Here is a 16320-nt window from a genome sequence, read left to right on the forward strand (position 1 = left end):
CATGTCGCCCTTGCGGATCATCGGGCCGGCCTCCATGGAGGTGTGGATCTCGTCGCCGGTGCGGTCGAGGAATCCGGTGTTGATGAACACGACGCGGTCCTGTGCGGCCTTGATTGCGGCCTTGAGGTTCGCCGTGGTGCGGCGCTCCTCGTCCATGATGCCGACCTTGAGCGTATTGCGCGGCACATCGATGACCTCTTCGACGGCGCCGAACAGGTCGCTGGTGAACGCCACCTCATCGGGTCCGTGCATCTTTGGCTTCACAATGTAGATCGACCCGGTGCGCGAGTTCTGGAGGCCTTCGGTGGACAGCCCGTGCTTGCCTATTAGTCCGGTGACCAGTGCGTCGAGGATGCCCTCGGGCACCTCGTTGCCGTCCGCGTCGAGAATTGCCGGGTTGGTCATCAGGTGCCCGACGTTGCGCACGAACAGCAGCGACCGGCCGTGCAGTTCCACGTCGGAGCCGTCGGGTGCGGTGTAGACCCGGTTCGGGTGCAAGACGCGGGTGAAGGTCTTGCCACCCTTGGCGACCTCCTCGGCGAGATCGCCGCGGTTGAGGCCGAGCCAGTTGCGGTAGCCCACCACTTTGTCGTCGGCGTCGACGGCCGCCACCGAGTCTTCGAAGTCCATGATGGTGGTGATCGCCGACTCCATTTCGACATCAGCGATCCCGGCCTTGTCGGTGGAACCTACCGGCGACGTCGCGTCGAAGAGGATGTCGATGTGCAGCCCATTGTGGCGCAACAGGATCGACGTCGGCGCGAGGGCGTCGCCGCGATAGCCGACGAAGACGGTCGGGTCGGCGAAAGTCGTGGTCAGTTCGTCATCGCCGAGGACGACGATCACCTTGTTGCCGTCGATCACATAGCGCGTCGCGTCGGCGTGGCTGCCCTCCTCCAGGGGGATCGCGGTGTCGAGGAAGCGTTTGGCGTAGGCGATGACCTTATCGCCGCGGACCTGGTTATATCCCTTGCCCCGCTCGGCGCCGCCGGACTCCGCGATCACGTCGGTGCCGTAGAGCGCGTCGTAGAGCGAGCCCCAGCGCGCATTGGCGGCATTCAGCGCGAAGCGCGCGTTCAGGATCGGAACGACGAGCTGCGGACCAGCCGTCTGCGAGATCTCGGTGTCGACGCCGGTCGTTTGGATCTCGAAATCCGCCGGCGGGGTCACGAGGTAGCCGATATCGGTGAGGAACTGCTTGTAGGTGTCGAAGTCGACCCGGCCGTCGACGGCGGGATGCTCGTGGTGCCACTGGTCGATCTTGGCCTGCAGCTCGTCGCGAACGGTCAGCAGTTCGCGGTTGCGGGGCGCGTAGGTGTTGACGACGTCGGCCGCGCCCGTCCAGAACGCGTCGGGGTCTACGCCGGTGCCGGGCAACGCTTCGGTGTTGATGAAGTCGTAGAGGACCGGTGATACCTGGAGGTCGTGGACGGTGACGCGGTCAGACATGTCAGCCTTTCTTAGGGGGTAACGAGGCACATAAGCGCAGGTGATCCGTGTACGGCGCCGAGTACATGCTACTACTTCGCACTAGCTCGAAGGGAGCTGGTCGAGGAGCCCGCGAACGGTGTCGAGCAGCCGGTCGCGCAGCCCCGAGCCGGCGTCGGCGATCGCTTGCTGCTCGCGCAGATACATGGCCTTTCCCGCGGCCGTCTCGATGGGGATCGGCGGGTAGCCGAGGTCGGCGAGGTCGTAGGGGCTGGCCCGCATGTCGACCTCACGGGCCCGGTACGCGAGGTCGAAGGCGTCGGCGACCAGATTCGAGTCCACCAGCGGGCTGAGTTTCGCCCCGACGCGATAGAGATCCATCGTCGCGTGCAGGCAACCCGGTTGTTCGTGGTCGAGTTGGGTGTCACGGGTGAGCGCGGTCGCGTTGCGCCCGCGCGCCTCGCCGGCGAAGAAGCGGAAGGCGTCGAAGTGGCTGCAGAGAAGTTGATTGGCCTCGACGACGGCATCGGTGCCCGCCGTACCCAGCCTTAGCGGCACCCGGTGCCGCGGTGTATCGGTTCGGTACACCATCGCCCACTCGTGTAGGCCGAAGCACCCGAAGCGCGGTGGCCGGCCGGCGGTGGCCGCGAGGAGCGCACCCGTCGTGCGCAGGGTGCGTTCGCGCTGGCGCAAGTAGTCATGACCGACGGTGACCCCGCCGTGCGTCCCGCGGTAGCCACGGGCACCGGCGTAGGGGTGTGCGCCGCTGGGCGGGTCGGCCAGAAGCGTCCCGTAACCGGGATGCCAGCGGCGCAACTGGGCCGGCCGGTAGGGATAGTAGGTGAATAGGAAGTCGACGACGGGATGGCTGCCGCCCTGCCGACGGTCGGTGAGGTAGTCGCCGACCACGGCGTCGATCCGCTGACGGTGCCGCGCCGCGGCGGCCGACCAGTGCGCGGCCGACAGCACGCTGAGCCGGTCGGTAGACGGTGACTGTGGCACGGCTCAGACCCGGTGGGTCGCATCGCGGACGGTACCGAGCAGGTCTTCGACGAGATCGGCCAAGGCGACCAGACCGGCGGTATGGCCATCGTCCACCACCGCCGCCAGATGTGAGCTGGTGCGCCGCATGTCGGTCATCGCGTCGTCGAGCATGGTGGTGGCGCTGAGTAGCGGGAGGGGATGGATCTGCTCAGCGCCGATAATCGTTTCCGGCCCGCGCGCGTCGTCCACGATCGCCCCCAGCACGTCCTTCAGATGTAGGTATCCGGTGAGGGTGCCGTCGTCGCCCCGCACGGGGAAGCGCGAGTAGCCGGTTTCGGCGACCGCATCCTCTACGCTGCGCAGAGTGGGTCCGCTTTGTCCCGGGGCGGCGTCGACGCACCGCAGCCGGGTCAGCGGAATCATCACATCGGCGACAGTCCGGCCAACACTGGCGAGGGCACGCGTCAGTCGCTGGTGCTCCTCGTCGTCGAGGAGACCCTCGTCACGCGAATCACTGATCATGACGGCGAGCTCGGCCTGGGAAACAGTCGAATCAAGTTCATCGCGTGGGGTGACCCGCAGGGCGCGCAGCGAGAGGTTGGCGAGCAGGTTGTAGAACGCGATGACTGGGCGGGCGAGCCGGACGAACATCAGGTGGACCGGAACCAGCAGCATGGCCGAACGCTCCGGGCCGGCGAGGGCGATGTTCTTCGGGACCATCTCGCCGAGCAGGATGTGCAGGATCACGACCAGCGTCAGTGAGACGGTGAAGCTGATCGGGTGGAGGAGGCTGTCCGGTACTGATGCCCACTGCAGTGGCTGCCCCAACAGGTGGGCGATGGCCGGCTCGCCGATTCGGCCGAGCAGGATGGAACAGATCGTGATGCCTAATTGTGCGCCGGCGAGCATCACCGAGAGACGCTCAGAGGCGCGGATGACGGTACGGGCGCGCGAGAACCCATCCTCCTCGAGGGCTTCGAGGCGGTCGCGGCGGGCCGAGATCAACGAAAACTCGGCGGCCACGAAGAAGGCATTGGCGGCCAACAACAGCACTGTCAGGGCGAGGCCGACCCAGTCGCTCATGTCGGCACCTCATCATCGCGGAGACTCTCGCCGCTGGTGGCGAGTGGCTGCAACGACACCGTGTCGATACGGCGACCGTCCATCGCGGTGACGCGGGCGCGCCAACTCCGGTCGACGGTAGACCGCTCACCCCCGTCGCCGGTTTCGTCGTCCTCATCGCCGCCTCGGGGCAGCGACACCAGGGTGACTTCGTCGCCGGTGGCCGGGATTCGTCCGAGGTGGAACATGACGAGTCCGCCCAGCGTGTCGTAGGCCCCCTCGGGGGCGCGCAGCCCGATTGCCGTGTCGAGTTCGTCGAGCCGCAGCAGGCCCGAGCACAGATAGCCGTCCCCATCGGGGGCGACGGCGGCATTCTCGTCGTCATGTTCGTCGGTGACCGGGCCGACGATCTCCTCGATCACATCCTCGGTGGTGACGATCCCGGCGGTGCCGCCGTACTCGTCGATGACGACGCACACTTCAAGGCCACCGACGGCGAGCTGCTCGACAACGGCGTCGCCGTCGAGGCTGGCCGGGACGGTGGCCGCCGGCCACACCAGCGTGCCGAGGCGGGTGGTGCGCAGTTCGGCGTGTGGCACCGAGAATGCCTGCTTGATGTGCACGACTCCGATCAGATTGTCCAGATCGCCTTCGTGGCATACCGGGAATCGGCTGTGCCCGGTGTCGGCGGCGACGCGCACCAGGTCGTCGACGGTGTCGTCGGGGCCCAGGGTGGTGACCCGGACGCGCGGGGTCATCAAATCCTCGGCGGTGAGCTCGCCGAACCTCAGCGAGCGGTCGACGAGCACCGCGGTGTCGGCGTCGATGGCGCCGTGCCGCGCCGAGTTGCGCACCAGTGACGCGAGTTCCTGCGGTGAGCGTGCGGAGGCGAGTTCCTCCGCCGGCTCGATGCCCAGGCGCCGCACCAGCCAGTTCGCCGCACCGTTCAACCCTCTGATGGCCCACCGGAAGACCGCCGAGAATGCCACCATCGGCGCGGCCGTGAGACGTGCGGTGGCCAATGGCAGGGCAATGGCGAGATTCTTCGGGATGAGTTCGCCGAGCACCATCGACAGGGAGGTGGCCAGGACGAGTGCCAGCGCCGCCGTCAGGCTGCCGTGCCATCCCGGCGGAATGCGCAGGGTGCTCAACGCGGGGTTGATGAACTGAGCCAGAACCGGTTCGGCGAGATAGCCGGTGATCAGCGTCGTGATGGTGATGCCGAGTTGGGCACCGGACAGCTGAAACGACAGGGTCTTGTGCGCGCGCTCGACCTGGCGGGAACGCCGGTCGCCGCGGGTGGCGACGTCGTCGGTTACTGTCGAGCGCTCCAGCGCGGTGAGGGAGAACTCGGCGGCCACGAAGACCGCGGTCCCCATCGTCAGGGCGATGAATCCGATCACCGCCGCGGTCGTCGCGGCTATGGCCACCCAGTCCATGGCGGTGTCACCACCCGCCCGGAAGGGGACGGCCCTCGGCGAATCCCGCTGCCGACTGAATGCCCAGCACGACCTTTTCGTGCAGGTCGGGCAGGCTGCGCGCGCCGGTGTAGGTGGCCGTGGACCGGACCCCGGAGCAGATCTGGTCGATGAGGTCCTCGACGCCCGGGCGGGCCGGGTCGACACGAATCCGCGAGCTGGAGATCCCTTCCTCGAACAAGGACTTGCGGGCCCGATCATAGGCGTTGTCGTCGCTGGAGCGCGCTGCCACGGCCCGTTTGGAGGCCATCCCGAAGCCCTCCTTGTACGGGCCGTGCTCGTCGACGAGGAGTTCGCCCGGCGCTTCGTAGGTGCCGGCGAACCACGATCCGATCATCACGTTGGCGGCGCCCGCGGCGATCGCCAGCGCCACGTCGCGAGGGTGCCGCACTCCGCCATCGGCCCAGACGTGCGCGCCGAGTTCGCGCGCGGCGGCAGCGCATTCGACGACGGCGGAAAACTGTGGCCGGCCAACGCCGGTAACCATCCGCGTAGTGCACATGGCGCCAGGGCCGACCCCGACCTTCACGATGGCGGCACCCGCCTCGATCAGGTCACGGGTGGCCCCGGCGGACACGACGTTGCCGGCGACGAGTGGGACATCGAGGCGCGCCGCGGCGACCGCCCGCAGGGCAGTGATCATCTTCTCCTGGTGTCCGTGCGCGGTGTCGATCACCAGGGCGTCGGCGCCGGCGGCGGCCAGTTGTTCGGCGCGCGCGACGACGTCGCCGTTGATCCCGACGGCGGCCGCGACGCGCAGACGTCCGTCGGCATCGACGGCGGGGGAATAGATCCCGGCGCGCAACGCACCGACCTTGGTCAGCACGCCGACCAACCGTCCGGTCGCCGAGATTGCCACCGCCACCTCGGAATGCCGTTCCACCAGCGTGTCGAACACGGTCCGGGGCGCCGTCGTGGCGTCGAGTCGGAGGACGTCGGGGTCGAGCACCGCGCGCACGCGGGTAAATCGATCGACCCCGGCGAACGATGCCTCGGTGATCAGCCCGAGCGGGCGCCAGTCGTCATCGATGACGACGGCGGCGCCATGCGCGCGCTTGGTCAGCAGCGCCTGCGCCTCGGCGATCGAGTTTTCGGGCGACAGGATCACCGGGGTATCGGCGACGAGGTCGCGCGATTTGACGTAGGCGATCTGCTCGGTCGCCGCGGGAATCGGCAGGTCCTGGGGGAGGACGACGAGCCCGCCGCGGCGGGCGACTGTTTCGGCCATTCGTCGTCCCGCCACGGCGGTCATGTTTGCCACCACGATGGGGATGGTCGTCCCGGAGCCGTCGACGGTGGCCATGTCGACGTCGAAGCGCGACGCGACATCGGACCGATTCGGGATGATGAAGACGTCGTCGTAGGTCAGGTCGAAGTCGGGTCGGTTCCCTGCGTGGAAGCGCATCGGCGGCTCGGCGTGGTCGTCCGGAATCAGGCGGTGATCTCGGAGCGGTCACTGCTCCACAGGGTGTGGAAGCTGCCCTCGGCGTCGATACGGCGATAGGTGTGGGCACCGAAGTAGTCGCGCAGGCCCTGGGTCAGCGCGGCGGGCAGGCGCTCGGCGCGCAACCCGTCGTAGTAGGCGAGCGAGGATCCGAACGCGGGCACCGGGATGCCCATGGTTGCCGCCGTCGCCACGACGCGGCGCCAGGAGTCGATGCCCGACTCGACGGCATCGCGGAAATAGGGCGCGAGCAGCAATGACGGCAGTTCCGGGTGCTCCTGGTAAGCCTCGCGGATCCGGTTGAGGAACTGTGCGCGGATGATGCAGCCGCCACGCCAGATCGTCGCGAGGGCCCCTGGATTGACGTTCCACCCGTACTCGCGGCTACCCGCTGAAATCTGATCGAAGCCCTGCGCATAGGCAATGACCTTCGACGCGTAGAGCGCGGCCCTGATGTCATCGATGAAGGCCGCGGCGTCTGCAGGTGGGGGGGCCAGTGTTCCTGCGGCGAGTCCGGCGGCGGCGTCGCGCTGGGTGCGCGAACTCGACAACGCGCGGGCAAACACGGCCTCGGCGATCCCGGTGACCGGAATCCCCAGGTCCAAGGCCGACTTCACGGTCCAGCGCCCAGTACCCTTCTGGCCGGCCTCGTCGACGATCACGTCGACGAGGGGCTTGCCGGTGGCGGCGTCGACCTGCGCGAGGACATCGGCGGTGATCTCGATGAGGTAGCTGGCCAACTCGGTATCGTTCCAGGCTTTGAAGACCGTCCCGATCTCGGCGACGGGCATGTCGAGCGCCTTGCGCATCAGATCGTAGGCCTCGCCGATGAGTTGCATGTCGGCGTACTCGATGCCGTTGTGCACCATCTTGACGAAGTGGCCGCTGCCGTCCGGGCCGATGTGGGTGCAGCAGGGCTCACCGTCGACCTGGGCGGCGACCTTTTCCAGCATTGGTCCGACGGCCGCGTAGGACTCGGCCGGGCCGCCCGGCATGATTGACGGTCCGAGAAGTGCCCCTTCTTCACCACCGGAAATGCCGGCACCGATGAACAGCAGGCCGCGCTCGGCGAGACTGGCCTCGCGGCGGATGGTGTCGGTGTAGAGCGCATTGCCGCCGTCGATGATGATGTCGCCCGGCTCGAACACCGCGGCGATCTCCTCGATCACGGCGTCAGTCGCATCGCCGGCCTGGACCATGATCAGCGCCCGGCGCGGCCGCTGTAGGGCGGCGGCGAAGTCGGCCATCGTCTCGGCCCGTACGAAATTGCCTTCGCCGCCGTGGTCGGCGATCAGGGCGTCAGTCTTGGCGATGGAGCGATTGTGCACCGCCACCGAGTACCCGTTGCGGGCGAAGTTGCGGGCGATGTTGGAGCCCATCACGGCGAGGCCGGTGACCCCGATCTGGGCGGTGGGTGAAGGCGCGGTCATGAGAGTCAGCCTAACGGTCGAGGAGTCGGGACAATTCGCCCAGCCACGGGATGGCGACTGCGAGGGTGGGGACGATGATCAACGCAGCGGCGGCGCCATAGGCAACCAGCGCGACGCGGGTCGAGTTCGGCGCGGCCAGGCGGGTGATGCGCGTGAGAGTCGTCGAACCGCCGACGGCCAGCGCGCCGGCCGGTGCCGTCGAGTCGGAGACGGTGACGAGGGCGCGCGCGAGGGTGGTCGGGCTGGTGGTCCGCACCGCCTGATCGTCGGCGAGTGCTTCGGCGAGCAGCTGCACCGACCCCAGTGCCGACTTGCTGCGCACGAACCGCGGAAAGGCAGCCTGCAGTGCAAGGAATGCTTCCAGGACGAGGTCGTGGCGGGCGCGCAGGTGGGCGTGCTCGTGGGCCAGCACTGCACGCAGCTCGTCGTCGGAGAGGCGGGCGAGCGCGCCACTGGTCACGACGACCCGCCGGTGGCGTCCGGGTAGGCAGTAGGCCAGTGGCTGCTCGACGGCCAGCCGACGGATGTGGCGATCGCGCAGCGGATGCCCGTCGCCCACGGGTGGCTCGTCGGCTGAGGCGAGTAGGTCGACGAGCTGGCGGTGGGCTGCGCGGCGCGCGCGTGTCCGCACGCCGACCCTGATCGTGGTGATCGCCAGTCGTGCCGCTATCACCGCGGTGGCGGCGAGGGCGCCCACCGACATCAGCCACGCCGGCCAGCCGAGCCGGCTGATGTCGGTCGGCAGGCTCGCCGTCGGGGCGCCGTCCGCCCCGGGGCGCACGAGGTTGGCCGCGATCGCGATGCCGGCGCTGAAGGCGGAGAGAATGGCGGCGAGGGCGACGGCCTGCCACAGTGTCATGGCGGCACGCGGAGCGCGCATCGGCCACTGTGCGCGGGACAGTCGCTCGGGCACCGGTCCGACGAGAAGCAGGCACAGGAGGCCGAACGCGACAGCGGTCACGTCGGATCGGTGGGATGGTCGACGTGGCGTGCGGCGAGATCGTCGAGCGCGAACCGCAGGGCCGCGACTTCGTCGGCGCTGACTTGGCCGACGAAGGACACCAGTGCAGCTTCACGGGAGCCGGGCGCGTCGGCGGAGTCGAGAACGTCAACCATCAGGCTCGCCACGAGATCCTCGCGCTGGTGTGCGGCTTGATACGTGTGCGCACGATCGTCGCGGATCTGGGTGACAAGGCCCTTCTTGGCCAGGCGCTGCAGCACGGTCATGACCGTCGTGTAGGCGAGGCTGCGAGAGCGATTGAGCGACTCGTGCACCTGGCGGACGGTCTGGGGGGCGTTCGAGTCCCAGAGCGTGTCCATGACCGCCCGCTCGAGATCGCCCAACCCATTCACCTTTCTCATTCTACCGATTCGCGCGCGGTCCGAGCGGATCGGTGTGGTGCGGGCATCCATGGTGGCGGTCATCGCTGCTCCCGGGTTCTCGATCGTTCGCGTGCATTGGATTGACAACAAGGTAAGGCTAGCCTACATTATTGGCAGCGCGGATTGAGTGAGCGTCCTGAGGGCTGCAGCGACCCCCCGATCCACGTGGCACGGCAGGCCCCGCGTCGTAGGAGAACGCGGGGCCTGCCGGAGTCGTCGGCGCGGGGAGGGTGTCGCGCTAGCCTGAGACCCATGAGCGAACACACAACACCGGGTACTGATCTCTCCTTGGCGACGGGCCTTGACGCCCAGTTGGGCATGCGCATCCTCGAAGGAACCGGCGATGGCCTGGTTGCCGAGATCGCGATCTCGCCGATTCATCACCAGCCGTTCGGGATCGTTCACGGCGGCGTCTACTGCGCGATGGCGGAGAGCGTCGCGAGCGTTTCGGGGTTCCTCTGGCTTGAGCAGACGGGGATCGGCGGAACCGCGGTGGGCGTGAACAACAGCACCGACTTCCTCAAGTCGGTGTCCGAAGGCACGATCGTGGCCCGCTCGACGCCGGTGCACCGCGGCAGGCGGCAGCAACTCTGGCAGGTCGACATGACACTGACCGACGGCACGTTGCTGGCCCAGGGCCGCGTGCGCCTGCAGAACGTGCCTGTTCCGTCGTAGGTGACGCCAGCGCCGACGCCAGCGCCCAGACATGGGCGCCAGCGCCGGCGCTGGGGTGCGTCCCGAACCGGACTATGCGCCCTGCCTGCGCTGGGCTCGGGCGAGCTTCTCCTGGATCTCCTCGGCCTCGCGACGCTCCAGCGCGGAGAGCGCGCCCATCGCCGTGCGGGCGTAAACCTGTTGCTCGGTCACCGCAAGCTGGGTACGGCCGCGAGTGGTGAACGCGAAGAACCAGTTGATGAAGGTGTTCAATCGGTTGCGGAAGCCGACCAGGTACACCAGGTGCAGCGCAAGCCAGCCGAGCCAGGCGAAGTAGCCCTCGGTCTCGAACTTCTTCTTGGTAAACGGGAGCGGAACCTGCATGACCGCGGCGTACCGCGAAATCGTGGCCATCGAGCCCTTGTCGAAGTACGAGAAGGGTTTGCGCTGGTCTGGAGTCTGTCCGCGCAGCCCGGCCGTGATCGCATCCGCGGCGTAGCGACCGCCCTGGATCGCGCCCTGCGCAACGCCGGGAACACCGTCGACCGCCATCATGTCGCCGGCCACGAAGACATTCGTGTGACCGGGCACCGTCAGATCGGGCCCGACCTTCACACGTCCGGCACGGTCGAGTTCGACGCCGGTCTCCTCGGCGAGGACCTTGCCCAACGAACTCGCCTGGACCCCGGCGGACCACACCTTGCACTGCGCCTCGATCCGGCGGACGGTGCCGTCGGAGTCCTTCACCTCGATGCCGTCGTAGTCGAGGTTGGTGACCATGGCGTTGAGCTGGATCTCAACGCCGAGCTTCTCTAGGCGCTTCTGAGCTTTCGCGCTCAGTTTCGGGCCGAATGGCGTGAGCACCGCGGGCGCGGCGTCGAGCAAGATGACACGCGCCTTCGTCGGATCGATGTGGCGGAATGAGCCCTTGAGGGTTCGTTCGGCCATTTCCGCGATTTGCCCCGCCATTTCGACCCCGGTCGGGCCTGCGCCGATGACGACGAAGGTGAGCAGCTTCTCGCGCTCGACCGGGTCGTCGGATAGTTCGGCCTGTTCGAAGGCGCCGAGGATTCGGCCGCGCAACTCGAGCGCGTGGTCGATGGTCTTCATGCCGGGGGCGTACTCGGCGAACTGATCATTCCCGAAGTAGGACTGATCGGCGCCGGCGGCAATGATCAGACTGTCGTATGGCGTTACGGTCACCCGTTCCAGCAGGCGCGACGTCACGGTTCGGGCATCGACGTCCAGGTCGAAGACGTCCCCGAGGAGCACGGTCACGTTCTTCTGGTCGCGCAGGATGATGCGAGTCGCCGGCGCGATTTCGCCCTCGGACACAATGCCGGTGGCGACCTGGTACAACATCGGCTGGAACAGGTGGTGGGTGGTGCGGGCGATCAGCGTGATGTCGACATCGGCGCGTTTGAGACGCTGGGCGGCGAACAGGCCGCCGAATCCGGAGCCGATGATAACGACGTGGTGCCGAGCGGGGCTGGTTGGGATGTCACTCGTGGTCACCCGCCAACCTTATCGTCTCAGGCCCCGGGCAGCGCGTCGGGCAGGCGATGCCGCCCATGGTGGCGCTCGGGGGCATAGCCACCGCCGGAGCGCATGAGCCAATGGTGGCGCAGGATCTCGAATTCGATATCGCCACCGGCACTCTCGTCGGTGAGCGCAGGCGTGATGCGCATGCCGATCTTGCGCAACACGCGCAATGACGCGACGTTGTCCGGTGCAGCCCCGGCGAAGACGCGTTCAGGGGGCACGCCGGCGAACGCCGCGGCGAGCATCGCGCGGGCCGCCTCGGTGGCCAAGCCCTGTCCCCACACCTCGCGGGGCAATCGGTAGGACAACTCCAACTCGCGGCGCTGCCCGCCGTGACGCGGGCGGCGAAGCGCGACCCAGCCGGCGAACTCCAGCGACGGCTTGAGGATCAGCGTCCAGATCCCGGTGCCGTGTGCGGCGTACTCGGCACGGGCCCGCGGGATGGTCCAGTCGACGATCTGTGCGCGCGGCGTGGGCTCACCGTCGCTCACATAGCGCATGACCAGCGGATCAGAATCGAGGGAGACGAAGTTGTCTGCGTCGTCGGGCAAGACTGGGCGCAACCACAGCCTCGGGGTATCGACGATCACCCACCCACTCTAGATTAGTCGCACGGTGTGCAACTGCCGTCGTGGCGGTATACCCCAGACAACTCCGCGGGACGCGGTTCATCACCAAGATCGAACGCGCCGCGGACTGCGTTAGGGCCTTCATCCGCACGCTGCCGATGAAGAACCCCGAGGAGTGGGCCGATCGCGACGACGCCGAGCGCTTTGAACTGGTGTCTCGGTGTGCGATGACCGCGATGGAGGTGCTTGGGCCAGTGCGGCGCACCGCTTATCCGGCCGTGCCACTCCGGCGCCGGCGGAACGGAGCCGGTTCGCCCCGGTGCTGGTCGAGAATCATGCGCACCTCGTCGGGGATGGCGGTGGTGGCGCCCTCCCGCGTCGTCGTCACGACGGTGGTCTCGGCGATCGCACACACCGTTCCGGCCCGGTCGAGCAACTCGTAGCCGAACTCGAAGGAGGCGCGGCCGATCGCACTGATCGCGCACCGGATCCGGACCGGCTCGGTGGAGTAGTGCAGGATCGCGCAGTACTCGATCTCCTGGCGGGCCACCAACAGGTGAATGCCCCGTCGGGCGTCGCCGAACCAGCGGTTGAACGCTTCGACACGGGCCTGCTCGAAGAGCCGGGCGATCTGCACGTTGTTGATGTGGGCCAACGCATCCATGTCGCCCCAGCGCAGGTGAACGGGGAACTCGTCGCGCGCATCGGTCATGACTGGCAGCGTAACGAGGTGGTGTCCGATCCCACCGATAGGATCGCCGCAATGCTTACAGTCCACCGCGCCGAGTGCGCCGACACCCTGGTCGAGGTGCTCGCCGCGACGATGAGTGCACCGCTGCCCGACCCGATGACCACCGAAGTCGTCGCCGTCGCCGCGCACGGCGTGGAGCGGTGGTTGGCGCAGCAACTCGCGGGCACGCTGGGAGCGGGACCGGAAGGTGACGGGATCGCGGCCAATGTCGACTTTCCCAGTCCGGCACAGCTGCTGAGGCGCGTGATCGATCCGTTCGCCGCTGATCGGGGAGTCGACGCCGAGTCGTGGCAGGCCGAGAACCTGCTCTGGCCGGTGCTCGCCGCACTCGACGAGTGCATCGACGATGCCGCGCTGGCCATGCTCGCCCGCCATATCGACGCCACCGGCGATGACACCTGGCGCGGCCGCAAACTGGCCACCGCGTCGACGATCGCCCGACTGTTCGCCGACTACGGCTGGCAGCGCCCACAGATGATCGCCGGCTGGGCGCGCGGCGAGGACACCAGCGGCGCACTGATCGACGGCGAGCTGCGCGCGCTCGAGTTGTCGCAGACCTGGCAACCGCGATTGTGGCGCGAGGTGCGCAAACAGATCGGGGGGCCGCACATCGCGGAGATCCTCGACGACGTCGCCGCCGCGGTCCGCGCGGAGCCTGGCCGGATCGACCTCCCGCTGCGCCTGTCGATCTTCGGCCCGACGCGGATACCGCAGATGCTGCGCGAACTACTCGACGCCGTCGCGGCCAACCGCGAGGTCGGCCTGTACCTAGCGCATCCGAGTCCTGCGCTGTGGGCGACGATCGCGTCCGATCCGGCGCCCCCCGGTCTGCGCCTGCGCGCGCTTCGCACCCCGCGCCCGGTCGCGAATCCGCTGCTGGCGAGCCTGTCCCGCGACGTCCAGGAGTTACAGGAATCGCTCGGCGCGACGATCGGCGAAGACCACTACCGCCCGTCGGCCCACCCGGCACCGCCGACCCTTCTCGCCACGATCCAATCGGCCCTGCGCACTGACCTCGCTGATCCCGTCGGCGGCCCGACCGCCGACACCTCACTCGAACTGCACGCCTGCCACGGTCGGGAGCGGCAGGTCGAGGTCCTGCGCGAGCGGCTGCTGCACCTCTTCGCCGACAACCCGGGGCTCGAGCCCCGCGACGTGCTGATCATGTGCCCCGACGTCGAAGACTTCGCGCCACTGATCACCGGGGCGTTCGGGCGGGTCGGCAGTGACCACCCCGCTGGGGATCTGCGCGTGCGCCTCGCTGACCGTGGACTGCTCGCCACCAACGACGTCCTCGACGTGGTGTTGCGCGTGGTCGCGCTCGGCGTCGGGCGGGTGACGGTCAGCGAACTGCTCGACCTCGCCGCGGCCGACCCGGTTCGGCGGCGCTTCAATTTCTCCGATGATGAGCTGGACAATCTTGCCGCGTGGGCGGTTCGGGCCAATATCCGCTGGGGCATCGACGCCACGCAGCGCGCACGATACGGCCTGGCCGGCTTCCCGCAGGGCACCGCCGAGGCCGGGGTCAGTCGACTGCTGCTGTCGGTTGCGGCCGACGAGGCCGACGGCCAGTGGCTCGGCACCTCGCTGCCGATGGGCGGCATCGACTCCAGCGACACCGAGGCCGTCGGGCGCTTCGCCGAGTTTGTCGACCGTGTTGGCACGCTGCTCGCGCGAATTGCCGACCCACGCTCGGCCTCGTCGTGGGCAGAGTTGCTCACCGAGCTCGTCGAGCACCTCACCGCCGCCGATCGCGAGACGGAATGGCAACGTGCACAAGCAATTCGGCTGATCCGCGACTCGCTGAACGGCGACCTTGAACTAGCCCCGTCGGATGTGCGCGACCTCATCGAAGACCTCGTTGCAGCGACTCCGACCCGGTCGAACTTCTGCACCGGTGAGCTCACCGTCTGTTCGATGGTGCCGATGCGGTCGGTCCCGCACCGCGCGATCATCCTGCTCGGCATGGATGGCGAGGCCTTCCCGCGAACACAATCGGTCGACGGGGACGACATCCTCGCCCTCGACCCGCTCGTCGGGGAGCGATCGCCGCGCGACGAGGATCGTCAGGCATTCCTTGACGCCATCGTCGCGGCGAAGGATCACCTCCTCGTCTTCTATACCGGCGCCGACCCGATCAACGGGGTCGCCGTCCCACCGTCGGTCGTGGTGAGCGAACTCCTCGACGCGATTGAGCAAGTCGCCGGCCAGGGGGTCGCCCAGGCCGTGATCAGCAAGCACACGCTGCACGCCTTCGACGGTCAGAACTTCCGCGCGCCGCGCCCGTTCTCCTTCGACCGTTCGCTGCTCGCCGGTGCCCGCAGCCTCGCCGAGTTGACCGCAACCCGCAGCCCAGGGATCGCCTGGCCGACGATGGCCGGGCAGTATCCACCGGCGCCCACCGACGACGTCGACCTCGCCGACCTGATCAAGTTCATCGTGAATCCGGCCGAGGGCTTCATCCGTCAGCGCCTCGGCATGGTGGTGCCGCGCCGGGAAGAAGAGGTGCCCGACCAGATCGCCGTCGACCTGGACGGCCTGGAGCGCTGGGGTGTTGGTGACCGGTTGCTCGCGGCGATGCTCGATGGCGCCGACCCCGCCGCAGCCCGCGCTGCCGAACTCCGTCGAGGCACGCTGCCGCCATTCAAGATGGGGGCCGATGTTCTCGCCCCCATCGCCGCGAAAGCAGAAGCACTTGCCGCGCGTGCGGCCTCCGAGCGCAGCGGGCCAGCGCGCACCGTCGACGTCCGCGTCGACCTGCCCGGCGGCCGTCGCCTCTACGGGACCGTTCCCAACATCTATGACGCCGGGCTCGTCACGGTCACCTATTCCACCCTCAAACCCAAGCAGCGGCTGGAAATCTGGATCACCCTGCTCGCCCTGACGGCGGGCAGTGAGCAGCGGGTCAACGGCGCCTGCCTGATCGGCGGCGAGCGGGCATACACCGCCATCCGCCGCTACACCCCGGTCGACGATGCCGCGGACATCCTCGCTGCCCTCGTCGCCCTCCGCGATACCGGGCTCGGTTCATCGTTTGCGCTGCCGCTGGATGCCGCCGAACATGCCGCCCAGGTCTACGATCGGACCGGCAATGCGGAGCAGGCGACGAATCGCGCCCGCGGACGCTTTAACAGCGACCGGTTCGTGCAGGACGAGGCGGTCTCGCTGCTGCTCACCGGTGACCCCGATTCCCCAGTGTCCTTCGATGAGTGTGCCGACTCGGTACCCGCCGACCTCGGCATCCCCGCCCCCTGGGTGCATCATGGACTGTCCGGCTTCCTGCAGGCCGCGCTGCTCCTCTTCGCCCCGCTGCGCCAACAGGAGTCGCAGAAATGACGTCCACTCCGTTCACCCTGACCGATGCACTGCCCACCGGCACCCTCGTCCTCGAGGCGAGCGCCGGGACCGGCAAGACCTACGCGATCACGGCCCTGGCCGTGCGCTTCATCGCCGAGGGGATCCCGGTCTCGCGCCTGCTGATGGCGACCTTCTCCAACGCCGCGTCGACCGAGTTGCGCGACCGCACCCGCACCCGCCTGCGCGAATGCGCCCTCGCACTCACCGATCCAGCAGCGGCCCGCACGTCCGGCGACGA

Annotated in this window: 14 protein-coding genes; 3 read left to right on the forward strand and 11 right to left on the reverse strand. The window is 68.2% G+C overall.

Going from position 1 to position 16320, the window contains the following annotated elements; translation table 11 throughout:
• The 8 genes from B4M62_RS12055 to B4M62_RS12090 form a co-directional block, all read right to left on the reverse strand.
• On the reverse strand, positions 1–1449 hold a 1449-nt coding region (locus B4M62_RS12055), incomplete at its 3' end, for a malate synthase G (RefSeq protein ID WP_290713158.1).
• Positions 1450–1530: 81 nt separating this feature from the next.
• The gene (locus tag B4M62_RS12060; protein ID WP_290713161.1) at positions 1531–2430 is read right to left on the reverse strand and encodes a 3-methyladenine DNA glycosylase; all 900 of its coding nucleotides are present in this window, start codon (positions 2428–2430) and stop codon (positions 1531–1533) included.
• 3 nt (positions 2431–2433) lie between these two features.
• Positions 2434–3495, reverse strand: coding sequence for a hemolysin family protein (locus B4M62_RS12065; protein ID WP_290713164.1), 1062 nt, complete (start codon positions 3493–3495; stop codon positions 2434–2436).
• A complete protein-coding gene (locus B4M62_RS12070) occupies positions 3492–4904 on the reverse strand; it encodes a hemolysin family protein (protein WP_414651836.1) in 1413 nt (470 codons plus the stop codon). The genes B4M62_RS12065 and B4M62_RS12070 overlap by 4 nt, the downstream gene beginning before the upstream one ends.
• 16 nt (positions 4905–4920) lie before the next feature.
• Positions 4921–6357 carry a GuaB1 family IMP dehydrogenase-related protein gene (locus B4M62_RS12075; RefSeq protein WP_290713170.1) on the reverse strand — a complete coding sequence of 479 codons (1437 nt, stop codon included), beginning with the start codon at positions 6355–6357 and terminating at the stop codon, positions 4921–4923.
• 26 nt (positions 6358–6383) lie between these two features.
• On the reverse strand, positions 6384–7826 hold the full coding sequence (gene gndA / locus B4M62_RS12080) for an NADP-dependent phosphogluconate dehydrogenase (RefSeq protein ID WP_290713173.1): 1443 nt from the start codon (positions 7824–7826) through the stop codon (positions 6384–6386).
• Between the two features lie 10 nt (positions 7827–7836).
• Complete coding sequence (locus B4M62_RS12085; RefSeq protein WP_290713176.1) at positions 7837–8787, reverse strand: M56 family metallopeptidase; 951 nt, start codon at positions 8785–8787, stop codon at positions 7837–7839.
• On the reverse strand, positions 8784–9188 hold the full coding sequence (locus B4M62_RS12090; protein ID WP_290713179.1) for a BlaI/MecI/CopY family transcriptional regulator: 405 nt from the start codon (positions 9186–9188) through the stop codon (positions 8784–8786). The genes B4M62_RS12085 and B4M62_RS12090 overlap by 4 nt, the downstream gene beginning before the upstream one ends.
• Positions 9189–9461: 273 nt before the next feature.
• On the opposite strand from B4M62_RS12090, the gene B4M62_RS12095 reads away from it, so the two are divergent.
• Positions 9462–9884 carry a PaaI family thioesterase gene (locus B4M62_RS12095; RefSeq protein WP_290713182.1) on the forward strand — a complete coding sequence of 141 codons (423 nt, stop codon included), beginning with the start codon at positions 9462–9464 and terminating at the stop codon, positions 9882–9884.
• A 72-nt stretch (positions 9885–9956) separates the two neighbouring features.
• Here the strand turns inward: B4M62_RS12095 and B4M62_RS12100 are convergent, their stop codons facing one another.
• The 3 genes from B4M62_RS12100 to B4M62_RS12110 form a co-directional block, all read right to left on the reverse strand.
• Positions 9957–11378: an NAD(P)/FAD-dependent oxidoreductase gene (locus B4M62_RS12100; RefSeq protein ID WP_290713186.1), complete on the reverse strand. Its 1422-nt coding sequence runs from the start codon at positions 11376–11378 to the stop codon at positions 9957–9959.
• Positions 11379–11395: 17 nt separating this feature from the next.
• Positions 11396–11995, reverse strand: coding sequence for a GNAT family N-acetyltransferase (locus B4M62_RS12105; RefSeq protein ID WP_290713189.1), 600 nt, complete (start codon positions 11993–11995; stop codon positions 11396–11398).
• Between the two features lie 247 nt (positions 11996–12242).
• Positions 12243–12686, reverse strand: coding sequence for an acyl-CoA thioesterase (locus tag B4M62_RS12110; RefSeq protein ID WP_290713192.1), 444 nt, complete (start codon positions 12684–12686; stop codon positions 12243–12245).
• Positions 12687–12737: 51 nt separating this feature from the next.
• Between B4M62_RS12110 and recC the strand changes: the two genes are divergently transcribed.
• Both recC and B4M62_RS12120 read left to right on the forward strand, forming a co-directional pair.
• Positions 12738–16061, forward strand: coding sequence for an exodeoxyribonuclease V subunit gamma (gene recC / locus B4M62_RS12115; RefSeq protein ID WP_290713195.1), 3324 nt, complete (start codon positions 12738–12740; stop codon positions 16059–16061).
• The coding region (locus B4M62_RS12120) for a UvrD-helicase domain-containing protein (protein WP_290713198.1) at positions 16058–16320 on the forward strand (263 nt) is incomplete at its 3' end. The genes recC and B4M62_RS12120, both read left to right, overlap by 4 nt.

Source organism: Gordonia sp. UBA5067, from assembly GCF_002414845.1.
GTDB classification, from domain to species: Bacteria; Actinomycetota; Actinomycetes; order Mycobacteriales; family Mycobacteriaceae; genus Gordonia; species Gordonia defluvii.

What these genes read in the sequence shown, in the direction of transcription:
- B4M62_RS12065 (WP_290713164.1), bottom strand. Translation starts at nt 3,495, where the DNA reads ATGAGCGACTGGGTCGGCCTCGCCCTGACAGTGCTGTTGTTGGCCGCC.
- B4M62_RS12075 (WP_290713170.1), bottom strand. Translation starts at nt 6,357, where the DNA reads ATGCGCTTCCACGCAGGGAACCGACCCGACTTCGACCTGACCTACGAC.
- gndA (WP_290713173.1), bottom strand. Translation starts at nt 7,826, where the DNA reads ATGACCGCGCCTTCACCCACCGCCCAGATCGGGGTCACCGGCCTCGCC.
- B4M62_RS12090 (WP_290713179.1), bottom strand. Translation starts at nt 9,188, where the DNA reads ATGAGAAAGGTGAATGGGTTGGGCGATCTCGAGCGGGCGGTCATGGAC.
- B4M62_RS12095 (WP_290713182.1), top strand. Translation starts at nt 9,462, where the DNA reads ATGAGCGAACACACAACACCGGGTACTGATCTCTCCTTGGCGACGGGC.
- B4M62_RS12110 (WP_290713192.1), bottom strand. Translation starts at nt 12,686, where the DNA reads ATGACCGATGCGCGCGACGAGTTCCCCGTTCACCTGCGCTGGGGCGAC.
- recC (WP_290713195.1), top strand. Translation starts at nt 12,738, where the DNA reads ATGCTTACAGTCCACCGCGCCGAGTGCGCCGACACCCTGGTCGAGGTG.